This window comes from Stenotrophomonas sp. STEN240, assembly GCF_056756175.1.
In genome coordinates this window covers 12097-25903 of record NZ_JBRRBO010000034.1, presented here as the reverse complement: position 1 = coordinate 25903, position 13807 = coordinate 12097, and the positions used below count along the sequence as shown (strand labels likewise).

General features: G+C 64.1%; 12 protein-coding genes. All 12 read left to right on the top strand.

What is annotated here, in order from left to right:
- Nucleotides 1-12: 12 nt before the first annotated feature.
- On the top strand, nucleotides 13-735 hold the full coding sequence (locus tag ACVOKO_RS14030; RefSeq protein WP_346499520.1) for a glycosyltransferase family 2 protein: 723 nt from the start codon (nucleotides 13-15) through the stop codon (nucleotides 733-735).
- Between the two features lie 2 nt (nucleotides 736-737).
- Nucleotides 738-1073, top strand: a complete 336-nt coding sequence (locus ACVOKO_RS14025; RefSeq protein WP_346499519.1) for a lipid-A-disaccharide synthase N-terminal domain-containing protein — start codon at nucleotides 738-740, stop codon at nucleotides 1071-1073.
- Between the two features lie 110 nt (nucleotides 1074-1183).
- Nucleotides 1184-2968: a DUF885 domain-containing protein gene (locus ACVOKO_RS14020; protein ID WP_346499518.1), complete on the top strand. Its 1785-nt coding sequence runs from the start codon at nucleotides 1184-1186 to the stop codon at nucleotides 2966-2968.
- Nucleotides 2969-3183: 215 nt separating this feature from the next.
- Nucleotides 3184-3567 (top strand): hypothetical protein, encoded by a 384-nt coding sequence (locus ACVOKO_RS14015; protein ID WP_346499517.1) that lies wholly within the window; start codon nucleotides 3184-3186, stop codon nucleotides 3565-3567.
- 54 nt (nucleotides 3568-3621) lie between these two features.
- The gene (locus ACVOKO_RS14010) at nucleotides 3622-4902 is read left to right on the top strand and encodes a TolC family protein (protein WP_346499516.1); all 1281 of its coding nucleotides are present in this window, start codon (nucleotides 3622-3624) and stop codon (nucleotides 4900-4902) included.
- On the top strand, nucleotides 4899-5903 hold the full coding sequence (locus ACVOKO_RS14005) for an efflux RND transporter periplasmic adaptor subunit (RefSeq protein WP_346499515.1): 1005 nt from the start codon (nucleotides 4899-4901) through the stop codon (nucleotides 5901-5903). Before ACVOKO_RS14010 ends, ACVOKO_RS14005 begins: the two co-directional genes overlap by 4 nt.
- Before the next feature lie 29 nt (nucleotides 5904-5932).
- Nucleotides 5933-9100, top strand: a complete 3168-nt coding sequence (locus ACVOKO_RS14000) for an efflux RND transporter permease subunit (protein ID WP_346499514.1) — start codon at nucleotides 5933-5935, stop codon at nucleotides 9098-9100.
- Between the two features lie 111 nt (nucleotides 9101-9211).
- A complete protein-coding gene (locus ACVOKO_RS13995; protein WP_346499513.1) occupies nucleotides 9212-9697 on the top strand; it encodes a hypothetical protein in 486 nt (161 codons plus the stop codon).
- A 23-nt stretch (nucleotides 9698-9720) separates the two neighbouring features.
- The gene (locus tag ACVOKO_RS13990) at nucleotides 9721-11409 is read left to right on the top strand and encodes a hypothetical protein (protein WP_346499512.1); all 1689 of its coding nucleotides are present in this window, start codon (nucleotides 9721-9723) and stop codon (nucleotides 11407-11409) included.
- A gap of 10 nt (nucleotides 11410-11419) precedes the next feature.
- Nucleotides 11420-11614, top strand: coding sequence for a hypothetical protein (locus tag ACVOKO_RS13985; RefSeq protein ID WP_346499511.1), 195 nt, complete (start codon nucleotides 11420-11422; stop codon nucleotides 11612-11614).
- 8 nt (nucleotides 11615-11622) lie between these two features.
- Nucleotides 11623-12168: a hypothetical protein gene (locus ACVOKO_RS13980; RefSeq protein ID WP_346499510.1), complete on the top strand. Its 546-nt coding sequence runs from the start codon at nucleotides 11623-11625 to the stop codon at nucleotides 12166-12168.
- Nucleotides 12169-12170: 2 nt separating this feature from the next.
- Entirely contained in the window at nucleotides 12171-13727 is a 1557-nt protein-coding gene (locus ACVOKO_RS13975) for an AAA family ATPase (protein WP_346499509.1), read from the top strand.
- Nucleotides 13728-13807: the final 80 nt, after the last annotated feature.

Sequence of the window (13807 nt, the reverse complement as noted above, 5' to 3'; positions counted from 1 at the left end):
GCGGAAACTGCAATGAACCAACCCAGCCTTTCAGTGGTTGTTCCGGTCTTCAACGAACGCGACAACGTCACCCCGCTGGTCAACGAAATCACCGCCGCCCTGCGCGGCCAGATCGATTTCGAGATCGTCTACGTCGACGACAATTCCAAGGACGACAGCCTGCAGGTACTGCAGGCACTGAAAGCCGCCAACCCGGAGCTGCGGGTACTGCACCACGTCAACCAGAGCGGGCAGAGCACGGCGGTACGTACCGGCGTCAAGGCCGCGCGCGCGCCGTGGATTGCCACCCTGGACGGCGACGGCCAGAACGACCCGGCCGATATCCCCAAACTGCTGGCCGCACGTGGCAGCGCCGAAGCGCAGGTCAAACTGTTTGCCGGCTGGCGCGTCAATCGGCAGGATTCGGGCAGCAAGCGCTGGGCCAGCAAATGGGCCAACGCCATCCGCGCGCGCATGCTGCGCGATGACACTCCGGACACCGGCTGCGGCATCAAGCTGTTCGAGCGCGCCGCGTTTCTCGACCTGCCGTACTTCGACCATATGCACCGTTACCTGCCGGCGCTGATGCAGCGCGCCGGCTGGAAGACGGTGAGCGTGCCGGTCAACCATCGCCACCGCACCAGCGGCGTGTCCAAGTACAACAACCTGGGCCGCGCCCTGGTCGGCATCCGTGACCTGCGGGGCGTGGCCTGGCTGATCACCCGTTCCAAGCGCACCGCCGTGGAAGAGGTCTGAGCATGGATTTCATGAACCAACCACTGGTGTGGCTGGAGTGGACCGGCGTGCACATGTCGCCGTGGAAACTGATCGGGCTGACCGGCGCGTTGATGTTCGGCGGTCGCTGGCTGGTGCAGTTCATGGCCTCGCGCCGCGCCGGCAAGCCGGTGATTCCGCGGCTGTTCTGGTATATGAGCGTGGCCGGCAGCCTGATGACGCTGAGCTACTTCGTGTTCTCGTCCAAGCAGGATGCGGTGGGCGTGGTGCAGAACCTGTTTCCGGCATTCACCGCCTTGTACAGCCTACGCCTGGACATCAAGCACCGCGGTTGGCAACGCGACAAGGCCAGCCACTGAGCGGGCGGCTGTGCCCGAAACCGGCAGGTTTGCCGCCCGAATCCGTCTAGGTCGGGCGGCGGCTTCAATGCGATGATCGGGGTGAATGAATCACCTGGGGAATACTGATCGTGAAATCGCCGTTGACCGTTGCGCTGTTGCTTACCCTTGGCCTGAGTGCCACGCCCGCCCTTGCCGCCGCACCGTCGGCCCCGGCTACATTGGCCACGCAAGGCCTCGATGATCAGTTCAAGGCGATCTACGAGAAGGAATGGGCCTGGCGCCAGACCGGCGGCGGCGAAGCCAGCGAGGACAGCGACGCCCCGGCCAACAGCACCAAACTGCCGGATGTGAGCGCCGCTGCACAGCAGGCGCGGCTGAAGGTATGGGACGAGGTACTGGCCCAGCTCAAGGCCATCGACCCGGCCAAGCTGTCGGCCGAGAACCAGGTCAACTACGCCATCTACAAATACCAGGTTGAAAGCCTGGCCGAAGAAGTGCGGCTGGGCAGCTACGAGATGCCGTTCAACTCGGATTCCTCGTTCTGGTCCAACCTCAGCTTCATGGCCCGGCGCGAGATGAAGACCGCGCAGGACTACCGCAGCTACATCGCGCGTTTGAACGATGTGCCGCGTTATTTCGACCAGCAGATGGTCAACATGCGCGCCGGCCTGGCGCGCGGTTTCAGCGTGCCGCGCGCGGTGCTGGAAGGGCGCGATGTTTCCATCTCGACCGTGGCCGAATTGAAGGACCCGACCGAGTCGCCGTTGTATGAGCCCTTGAAGAAGCTGCCGAACAGCATCCCGGCCGCCGAGCAGGCCAAGCTGCAGGCCGAGGCCAAGCAGGCCATCAGCGGCAGCGTGGTGCCGGCCTTCGGCAAGCTGCTGACCTTCTACCGGCAGGAATACGTGCCGCAGTCGCGCACCACCCTGGCGGCCGAGAAAATGCCCGGCGGCAAGGAGTTCTACCGTCAGCAGATCCGCGAATACACCACGCTGGACCTGAGCCCGCAGCAGATCCATGCGCAGGGACTGGCCGAGGTGAATCGCATCCAGCAGGAAATGAACACCATCATCGACAAGGTGGGTTTCAAGGGCAAAAGCGAGCAGACCCGCTTTGCCGACTTCCTCGAATTCCTGCGTACCGACCCGCAGTTCTACGCCAAGACGCCTGACGAACTGCTGTGGCGCGCGGCGTGGATCTCCAAGCGCGTGGACGGCGTGATCGGCAAGTTCATGACCCTGCCGCGCGCCCGCTTCACCATCGTGCCGGTGCCGCCGGACATCGCCCCGTTCTGGACCGCTGGCCGTGGCGGCATGGGCACTTACTGGCTCAATACCTACAACCTGCCGGCGCGCCCGCTGTACAACCTGCCTGCACTGACCCTGCATGAGTCCGACCCGGGCCATGCGCTGCAGGGCGCACTTGCGGCCGAGCAGACCGGCCAGCCCGAGTTCCGCCGCACCGCGTATATCTCGGCCTATGGCGAAGGTTGGGGCCTGTATACCGAGAAGCTCGGCGTCGACATGGGCATCTACCAGACGCCGTATGAAGACTTCGGCCGCCTGACCTACGAGATGTGGCGCGCCTGCCGCCTGGTTATCGACACCGGCGTGCACCACTACGGCTGGGACCGCGACCGCGCAATTGCCTACCTGCGCGACCACACCGCGTTGAGCGAGCATGAAGTGACCACCGAAGTTGACCGCTACATTTCCTGGCCGGGCCAGGCACTGAGCTACAAGCTGGGCGAGATCACCATCGTCAAGCTGCGTGCACAGGCCGAGAAGGAACTGGGCGACAAGTTCGATATCAAGGGTTTCCACGACGCCGTGCTCGCGCAGGGCTCGGTGCCACTGCCGGTGCTGGAGCAGCAGATCCACGCCTATATCGCCGAGCGCAAAGCGGCGAAGTAAGGCTCTGCTCCCTCCCTTTGGCATAGCCAAGGGGAGGGCTGGGGAGGGGTGCTCTTCGCAGTGACCCAAAGCCACACGCGAAAGCCACAAGCAAAGCCACCCCCTCCCAACCTCCCCCTTGGCTGCGCCAAAGGGGAGGGGCAACAGCCCCCGCCTGAACCATCGCAACCGCTCTGCGATTGTGTAACCCAACCAGCACCGGCTAACCTGGCCCGATGCTGCAATCCCTGCGCCACCGCCGCCTGTACCTGCTACGCCTGCTTATGCTGGTGTTGGTCGGCCTTGGCGTGTTCGGTACCTCGCTGGCTGCAGCACTGACCGACATCCACATGCTGGCGCACACCGACATCGGCGCCGATGTGCACGAACACGATGACGCCAAGCTGGCGATGGCCCCGGATGCCGAAGACAGCGCCAACGCGCTGCTGCACGCGCTGGTGCATTGCGTGGACTGCCACGGTCACGGCGGCGTACTCCCGACCGTCACTCCCGCCTGGAGCCTGTCATCGCCACCCGCGCAGCAGGCGCTGGTCAGCCTGGGCACGCAAGCGGTCTCGCACCCGACCGAAAGTCTGTTCCGCCCCCCGATAGCCGTTTGACGTCCCGGCCCCATGGCCGGCCCTCACGTCTGAACCTGCTATCTGGAGAAACCCATGTGGATGCGCCTGGCGGCTGTTGCCGCCTTTGCGCTGGTGCCGCGCGCGTATGCGCAGGTGCCAGCGTCTGCTGTGCCGTTGACGCTGGACGATGCCATCGTCCGCGTTGCACTTGATCACCCCGACCTGCGCCTGATCGACGCGCAGCGTCCCGTACTTGAAGCCCGTCGTGAAGCAGCACTGCTGCGCCCGCCCATGCAACTGGGTGTCGAGCTCGAGAACCTGCTCGGCAGCGGTGATACCCGCGGTGTGCAGGGCGCTGAAGCCACGGTCAGTCTGTCCGGCGTGCTGGAACGGGGCGACAAGCTCGACGCCCGCCGCATGTTGGCCCAGGCCAACATCGATGCGCTGGCGCCGCAACGCGCCACCGCCAGACTCGATCTGCTGGCCGAAACCGCTCGCCGTTACCTCGCCGTTGCGCATGCGCAATCGGCGTTGCAGATCGCCAACACCGATATCGAACAACGCCGCCGTGCCGTCGATGCCGCGCGTCTGCGCCTGCAGGCCGGTGCTTCGCCGGAGTCGGTGCTGTTCACCGCGCAGGCGATGCTGGCCCAGGCCGAACTGGACCGCGATCGTGCAATTGAAGAAGCCAGTGCAGCGCGGCTGTCGCTGGCCGCCTTGTGGGGCGCACGTGCGTCTGACTTCAAAACGGTGAGCGGCGATGCGCTGCAGCTGCCTGCATTGCGCGATTTCGCTCTGCTCGATGATGATCTGCAGCGCGCACCCGAACTGGCCGAACTGCTCGGCGAGCAGCGCATCCGCGAAGCCCAGCTGCAATTGGTGCGCACGCGCAGCCGCCCGGATTGGAACTGGCAGGCCGGCGTGCGCAACAGCCGCGCCGACAACACCACCTCGCTGGTTGGCGGCTTCAGCATTCCGTTGGGCAGCGCCCGCCGTGCCGCGCCGGAAATCCGCGAGGCCGAGGCTGACCTCGCGCTGTTGCCGTATCAACGCCAGGCGCGGCAGCAGCAGCTCTACGCCACCCTGGCCGAGGCGCACGGCCGCTATGTCACCGCGCGCCTGGAAGTGCAGCGCATGCAGGCCGATGTATTGCCGCAGCTGCAGAAGGCCGAACGCGCTGCCGAACGTGCATGGCGTGCCGGCGCCGCCAGCTATATGGAATGGGCGCAGCTGCAGGCCATGCGTATCGAAGCGCGCCAGCGCCAGCTGGATGCCGCCATCACCGCACACGCCGCGCTGATAGAAATCCAGCGTCTTACCGGCCAGGGAATGCTGGCCACCGATGCAAACGTTGCCGTGGAGAACGCACGATGAGCCGTCCGATGAATGTTGTAGCTGCCGGCGTGCTGGCAATGAGTTTGTTGCTGGTCGGTTGCGGTGCAAAGCCGGTGGCTGAAGCCGGTGCCGGTGCCGCAGAAGACGCTGGCCATGAGCATGGTGAAGAAAAGGGCGGTGATGCAGACGGTCACGCCCACGAAGAAGGCGAAGAAGCCGAGGCCGACAGCACCACCATCAAGGCGGCGATGGCCGAACAATCCGGCATCCGCAGCGCGGCCGCGCAGGCCGGCACCGTTGCCGATGAGCACGAAGTGCAGGGCCTGCTGACGCCGGTGGATGGGCGCGTGGCGCAGGTGATGGCGCGTTTCCCCGGGCCGATCCGTTCGCTGCGTGCAAACGTGGGTGATCGCGTCAGCGCCGGCCAGACCCTGGCCAGCATCGACAGCAACCTCAGCCTGACCACCTACAGCGTCAGCGCACCGATCAGTGGCGTGGTGTTGTCGCGGCAGGCGCAGGTGGGCGCGGTGGCGGGCGAGGGCACGCCGCTGTTTGAAATCGGCGACCTGTCCGAACTGTGGGTGGACCTGCATATCTTCGGCAACGACACCCAGCACATCACCGCCGGCGTGCCGGTGACCGTCACCCGCATGACCGATGGCGTCAGCCAGGCCACCATGCTGGAGCGCGTATTGCCCGGCACCGCCACGGCGAGCCAAAGCACGGTGGCGCGCGCCAGCGTGCGCAATGACGATGGCCTGTGGCGGCCCGGTGCTGCGGTGAAGGCGCGCATCGTGGTGGCGATGCAGCCGGCAGCGGTGGTTGTGCCCTTGTCGGCCTTGCAGACCATGGAAGGCCGCGATGTCGTGTTCGTGCGTGACGGCGATACCTATACCGCGCGGCCGGTAACGCTGGGCGCGCGTGATGCGGGCAAGGTGGAGATCAAGGATGGCCTGCGTGTGGGCGAGCAGGTAGTGGTCGAGCAGAGCTATGTGATCAAGGCCGATCTCGGCAAGGCGGGTGCCGCGCATGAACATTGATTGCCGCAGCCAACGCGGAGGGCGCCAACATGCTTGAGCGCATCATCCGCAGTGCCATTGCCCATCGCTGGATGATGATGGTGCTTACCCTGGCGCTGATTGCGATCGGCAGCTGGAGTTTCACCCGCCTGTCCATCGATGCCACGCCGGACATCACCAATGTCCAGGTGCAGATCAATACCGCAGCCGATGGCTATTCGCCCTTGGAGAGCGAGCAGCGCATCACCTACCCGGTTGAAACGGTGATGGCGGGCCTGCCCAAGCTTGAGCAGGTGCGCTCGCTGTCGCGCTACGGCCTGTCGCAGGTGACGGTGGTGTTCAAGGACGGCACCGACCTGTACTTCGCCCGCCAGCAGGTGGCCGAGCGCCTGCAGCAGGTGAAGTCGCAGTTGCCCGATGGCCTGGACCCGCAGCTTGGGCCGATTGCCACGGGCCTGGGCGAGATCTTCATGTACACCATCGACGCCGATCCCAAGGCGCGTAAGCCCGACGGTTCGCCCTATACCGCCACCGATCTACGAACCTTGCAGGACTGGGTGGTGCGGCCGCAGCTGCGCAATGTGCCGGGCGTCACCGAGGTCAACACGATTGGCGGTTACCAGCGGCAGATCCATATCACCCCGGACCCGGCCAAGCTGCGTGCGCTCGGTTTCACTCTGGATGATGTGGCTGAAGCGGTGGAAGGCAACAACCAGAACATCGGTGCCGGCTACATCGAGCGTAACGGCCAGCAGTTCCTGGTGCGGGTGCCGGGGCAGGTGGCCGGGCTGGAGGAAATCGGCAACATCGTGCTGGCGCGGCGCGAAGGCGTGCCCATCCATGTGCACGACGTGGCCGAGGTGGGCGAAGGGCCGGAGCTGCGCAGCGGCGCCGCTACCCAGAATGGCCATGAAGTGGTGATGGGCACGGTGGTGATGCTGGTCGGGGCAAACAGCCGCGAGGTGGCGCAGGCGGCCGCCGCCAAGCTGGAACAGGCGCAGCGCAGCCTGCCCGAAGGTGTCACCGTCACCGCCAGCTATGGCCGCACCGCGCTGGTGGATCGCACCATCGAAACCGTCGCCAAGAACCTGTTGGAAGGCGCGCTGCTGGTGATCGTGGTGCTGTTCCTGTTGCTGGGCAATTTCCGCGCAGCGCTGATCACCGCCGCGGTGATTCCGCTGGCGATGTTGTTCACCCTCACCGGCATGGCACGCGGCGGTGTGTCGGCCAACCTGATGAGTCTGGGTGCGCTGGACTTCGGCCTGATTGTCGACGGTGCGGTGATCATCATCGAGAACTGCCTGCGCCGCTTTGGCGAACGCACGCATGCGCTGGGCCGCGCCATGACCCGCGAGGAGCGCTTTGCTGAAACCGCCAGCGCCACCGCCGAAGTCATCCGCCCCAGCCTGTTCGGCCTGGGCATCATCACCGCGGTGTACCTGCCGATCTTCGCGCTGACCGGCGTGGAAGGAAAAATGTTCCACCCGATGGCGATCACCGTGGTGTTGGCGCTGAGCGGCGCGATGCTGCTGTCGTTGACGTTCGTGCCGGCGGCGATTGCGATGTTCCTCGGCGGACGCGTGGAGGAAAAGGAAAACCGGTTGATGGCGTGGCTGCGCGCACGCTACGAGCCGTTGTTGAGCTGGGTGATGCGGCGCGGGCGTTGGGTGGTTGCCGGTGCCTTGGTACTGGTGATCGGTTGCGGCTTGTTGGCAACGCGGCTGGGCAGCGAGTTCGTGCCCAACCTCGACGAAGGTGATGTCGCCATGCATGCCATGCGCATTCCCGGCACCAGCCTCACGCAGTCGGTGAACATGCAGAAGCAGGTGGAAGCGCGCCTGCAGCAGCTGCCGGAAGTGGACAAGGTGTTCTCCAAGATCGGCACGCCGGAAGTCGCCTCCGATCCAATGCCGCCGTCGGTGGCAGACACCTTCATCATGATGAAGTCACGCAAGCAGTGGCCGGACCCGCGCAAGCCGCGTGCCCAGCTGCTGGCCGAGTTGGAAGCCGCAGTTGAGGAGCTGCCTGGCAACAACTACGAGTTCACCCAGCCGATCCAGATGCGCATGAACGAGTTGATCTCCGGCGTACGTGCCGACGTGGCGGTGATGCTGTTTGGCGATGACATGGACACGCTGGCGCAGGTAGGCCAGCGCATCGTCGCGGTCGCCAGCAAAGTGCCGGGTGCGGCCGATGTGCGCCTGGAGGAAACCAGTGGGCTGCCCTTGCTGACGGTAACGCCGGATCGCGCGGCCTTGGCCGGTTACGGGCTCAACCCTGGCCAGCTGCAATCCACGGTTTCCACCGCGGTGGGCGGACGTGTGGCCGGGCAGTTGTTCGAAGGTGACCGACGTTTCGACATTGTCGTGCGCCTGCCCGAAGCCATTCGGCAGGACCCGGCGGCATTGGCCGATCTGCCGGTATCACTGGAGCCTGCATTGGCCCAGGACAGTGCGGACGAATCCAGCCGTGCCGGTGGCTGGCGCAGTGGCGATGCACGCACGGTGCCGCTGCGTGAGCTGGCGCGGATTGAAAGCAGCGAGGGCCCGAACCAGATCAACCGCGACAACGGCAAGCGCCGCATCGTCATTACCGCCAACGTGCGTGACCGTGACCTCGGCGGCTTCGTCAGCGAGCTGCAGCAGGCCATCGACGCACAGGTGAAAGTGCCGGCCGGTTACTGGGTGGAATACGGCGGCAGCTTCGAGCAGCTGATCTCGGCCAGCCAGCGTTTGGCGGTGGTGGTGCCGGTGACCTTGCTGCTGATCTTCGCGCTGCTGTTCTGGGCATTCGGCTCGGCCCGCGATGCGAGCATCGTGTTCAGCGGCGTGCCTTTGGCGCTGACCGGTGGCGTGCTGGCGCTGGCACTGCGTGGCATTCCGCTGTCGATCTCGGCCGGCGTCGGTTTCATCGCGCTGTCCGGCGTGGCGGTGCTCAACGGCCTGGTGATGATCAGCTTCATCCGCCACCTGCGCGAACAGGGCCGCAGCCTCGATGTGGCCGTGCACGAAGGTGCGCTCGGCCGCCTGCGGCCGGTGCTGATGACCGCACTGGTGGCATCGCTGGGCTTCGTACCGATGGCCTTCAACGTAGGCGCCGGCTCGGAAGTGCAGCGACCACTGGCGACTGTGGTGATCGGCGGCATCGTGTCCTCGACCCTGCTGACCTTGCTGGTATTACCGGTGCTGTACCGCTGGTTGCACCGGAACGGAAGGTGACACGATGGGTTTGTAAGGTTCTCCCTGACATGCGCAGCGCATGTCTTGGAGGGCCGCTTCCAAACTGATAACGTTGCCGTCGCAATGAATGCGAAGGGTAGGAACAGGGGAATGGTTCGACGTTTTTTGACCGGCACGGAGGCCGTTGTTTCCACCGCCCCGTTGCTGGATCGCAGCCGCGCTTCGGTCGGCACAATGCAGTCGCTGCAAGTGAGGTTGCATTCATTGCGGCAGCCGCGTTCTGCTGAGTACGTAAAGGCTGTGGCCGGATTGGACACTGGCGGGCATGTACATGATCGCCAGGCGCTGGATGCCCTGAAGGCGGTCATCGACAAGGAGCTTGGGGCACTGGTTGCCGACGAGCAGCTCCTTGGCATCGTATCGCGTTGCTATCTGGGCCATCCCTACGAGGTGCATACCCTCGCGCTTGGCGGCTTCATCATCGATCACTTCAAGCTTGGTCAAACGCTGCCGCTATCTCTTGAAAGAGCACGGATGCTGGCCTTGCACCGTTCCTATGCGTTCATCGAGGTATACGCAGCACGCATGGTGGCGGTCAGTGAATCCGGAAAAACGGCAATCATCGAAGGAACGTAATGAGCGGGCAGAGGATCATTCAGATGGCGGACCTTTCCGCCATCAGCAGCAACCTGCGGGCAATCAATGGCGACATCCAGTCGTTGAGCAACCAGGTGGGCTATGTCCAGTCGAATGTCGAAGACACGCGCGACAGACTGGAGCAGTTGCAGCGGGCATTTGATGCCTTCGTGGCTGCCGATGCCAAGGCCAAGGAGCTTGGGCTGGCGGAGACGCGCCATGTCAAGATCCGCCAGGAACTGGAGTCGCGGTTTGGCCATCATGGTGAGGTGAGGCGGCAGACGACCGGCATTCTGCAGGCGGCGGATATCAGGTTGGTGCGGCAGGATACGATCCGCGCCGCAACCGAGCAGTTGATGTTAGCGGCGCCGGGTTATTGGCTGGCGCCGGCACTGGTGGCCTTGGCTGCTTGGCTCAATGACAACCGCGAGCTGGCCGAGCGTGGTTTGGCCGAGGCGGTACGCCGTGACGATGAAAAAACCAGTCTCCTGTTTGCTCTGGTATGCCGTCGTGCCGGGCGCCTTGGTGCGGCCCAGCAATGGATGGAGCGCTATCTTGCGCAGCAGAATCCGGTGCTTCTGGACCGCCAGACGGTGGTCTTGATAGACGCCATTGCCGGGGGCGTCTTCGGGCTGGAGACAGCACAGGCCTGCATCAAACGCACCGCGGAGTGGGTGGATGAGCTTTCCCAGCGGGCGGGCTTTGTCGAGGAGCAACGTGCCCAATGGATAGATGCGCTGCGCTTCAAGACGCCCAATGCAGATGATGGCGAACGCTTTGCAACGCTGAAGGAACACAGCGTGACCTGGCCTGCGCTGCAGGCTTCGCTCAATGGCTGCGCCACCCATGCAGTGGTCACTGAGCATTTCGAAGCGGTGTTCTCCGGGCCTGCAAAGGCCACCAACAGTCTTGTTGGCGACGTGGACAGGCTGCTGGAAAAGCTGGTTTCGCATTTTGACGATGACGAACTTCCGCTTCGCCGGGAAGAGGAGATGTGCCGTCTCATCATTTCCGAGAGTGGTGACCGGGTCATGGCGCAGAAGCGCTTTGATCTTCAGGAAAAGACGCTGGAGGAGCAGGTCAGTTTCACCCAGCTCTTGACCAATGCAGCAATGCATCCGGAGACCAGCCATGCCTCGCGCGCGACGCAGCGCTTCGCCACGGCACAATCGCGCGAGTGGATTCTGGATGCTCATCAGGACTTGACCGCGCAGATCCGCGCCCAGGTACCGGTGGACATCGCCCTCAAGGTGTTGGACTGGACAGGCGTGACACGTGACGGCGGCAACCAGCAGGAGTTGGAGGCCGCGCTCGGTGCGCATATCGATCAGCAGCTGCAGGCCGCATTGGCCAAGGTGAAGCTGGGGGTGCTGCATTGGTTGGGTGTCGGCTTGGCGGCCCTGTTGTTGCTTGCGGGGTTTGGTGCACTGGTGCCAATGGCCATGGGTGCTGGCTTGTTGTTGTGGGTGGGCTTTGCCTATAAGAACCTGGACAACGTGCGCGCACGGGTCAAAGCGCAGTTCCAGCAGACACGCGAACACGCGCTGCAGGTATTGAAAGCCTGCCTGGCCGAAGTGGTTGAGGTCCGGCGTGAACTGGCCAAACGCGACGCCCAGGCCGAGTCCTTGCCCGCCCTGCTTGAGTCCATCAGTCCGGAGCAGTTCGCCTTGAGCGGACACGACAACACCCGCCGCGTACTGGCTACTGCCTGAGGAAGACCAAATGACACGTCAATTGCTTGATGGCACCTTGCCACCGCCGCTGCCACTGGAGGGGGCGGCCTCGTCCCTGCCGAAGTCAGAGCCTGCCCCTGTCGCCGCAGTGCAAACTGCCGCGCCGGTTATGGACGCGCTTGCGGGTGCATTGCCTGGCTGGGACCTGCTGCCCGCCAACGGCTTTGTCCGTCGCCGGCGCTGAGTGGTGTGATGTCGGTTTTGTCTCCGCGCACCTATGCCGACTGGAGCATTGCCTTGGAGCGGTTTGCGCAAGGCAATGACGATGACGCCGTATTGCTGTCGATGGCGCAAGGCCAGCTTGACTGGACGCCAGGCGTCGCCACGTTGTTCAGTGAGCGCATTCATGCCGTGCTCGATTTGAGGGTGCAGGCGTTGTCTGTGCGGCTGGATCGCAGCTTCAGCTACAGCCGGGATGAGGTCGAGGTGGTGCGTGCGCTTCTGGATGCGCGTCGTCACCTTGGGTTGCTTCATAGGCTGGCATGCGTGCCAGCGTTGCCGGACGTACTGCGCAAGCATCTGTTGGAGCTGCTCGAAAAGGTTGCCCAGCGGATGCAGCAGTCACTGGAGGACAGCGCCCGCAGGCAGAATGCCGAGGCATTGCTCAGAACGCTGCGTCACCATGACCTGCGGCATTTCCATTCGAGCACCATGGTTGCGCCGGCGGCCACCGGCGCATCTGCGAGTGATGCGACACCTTTGCCAACGCCGTCGCGACGGCGCTCTTTCCTGGTTTGAAAATGACAGACGCAGTTGAGTTCAAAGCAACATTGACCCGCTACCTGAAGGCGCGGGTTCCCTTCATCTCGATCCGCAGCACCGAGCGGGCGCGCGTGCTGGATATCCTGCGCGAGGTGGCCGGCAACCTGAGTGCTCCGTTCTACGTGCATACGCTTTCGCAGGGCACCCGCGAGCTGGCGACCGGGCGGGTGGTCAATGAGGACCGCTCGGTCATCGGCGCGGTGGATTTCGCAAGCCAGCAGATGGCTCAGCGGCAGAACCTGAGCTTCGTTTTGACCGAAGTGTCGGACATGGAGGATGACACTGCCTCTTCAAGGCAGTTGATCGATGTGGTGATGCTGGCCGCCGACCATGGTGGTTCCCTGGTGGTTGTTACCAGCAAGCCGATATTCGGGCAGTTGCAGCGGCTGGGCATGTCTGCGCAGTTGTCGGCACCGAATGAAGACGAGATGGCGGCGATCATCCGGGAGCAGATCGACCCCTATCGGGGGCAGTTCGTCATTGAGTGGGATGACCAGGACGTGGCCCGTGCAGCGGCGATACTTGCCGGTGTGTCGCGGCTGGAGGCGGAGAACATCATTGCCACGTTGCTGGTGAACGGGCGCATCAGCAAGGCTGATATGGTTGAGCTGATGTCGGCCAAAGACCGGATTTTCGCCGACATCAGTGGCATTGAGCGGGTCTCGGTGCGTAGTGCGGAGATGACCGTTGGTGGTCTGGGCGGGCTCAAGGCCTGGTTGCAGCGCGAGAGGCCGTTGCTGACGGCGGATCTGCGTGAACGTGGTATTCGGCCGCCACGCGGCGTGCTGTTGGTTGGGGTGCCGGGCTGCGGCAAATCCCTGTCGGCCAAGGCCATTGCGCATGACTGGCAGCTGCCTTTGTACCGCTTGGATCTGTCGACCATCCATGGGCAGTACCTGGGGCAGAGCGAAGGCCGGCTGAAGGAGGCGCTCGCCACTGCTGATCACGTCGCGCCTTGCGTGCTGTGGATCGATGAGATTGAGAAGGGTTTGGCAGGCGCGGGCGGCAATGGCGATGGCGGCACGTCCACCCGCCTGGTAGGGCAATTCCTCTACTGGTTGCAGGAAGCACGTACCCGTGTGTTCGTGGTGGCGACGGCGAATGACGTATCGCGGTTGCCGCCTGAGCTGTTGCGCCGAGGACGCTTCGACGAGTTGTTCTTCGTGGATCTGCCCACTGCCGAGGAGCGCCGCGACATCATTGGCATCTATGCACGCAGGGGCTTGCAGGAAGGAGTCCTGGAGGAAGCCTTGCTGGACGAATTGGTGGAGATGTCCGATGGATTTGCAGGCTCTGATCTGGAGTCAGCGGTACGCGAAGTGGTCAAGGAAGCCTATCTGCGCGGCGACGGTGTGGTTAATGACGAATTATTCCGCCGCAGCTTCCAGAACGTGGTGCCGCTTTCCCGAACTGCACCGGAGCAGATCGAAGGTATCCGCGCGTGGGGCAGGGAGCGTGCGGTGCCGGCATCGGGTGAGCCGATTGGCTCGGGTATCACCCCCGCAACCCGCCCGCGTCGGGCGGTACTGGCCTAATTACAGATAGGCGTCGCATGCCGGCAACCATTTCGGGAGTGCAGCGTACCGTTCTGGTGCCGCAAGGGCAGCGGAGCGGC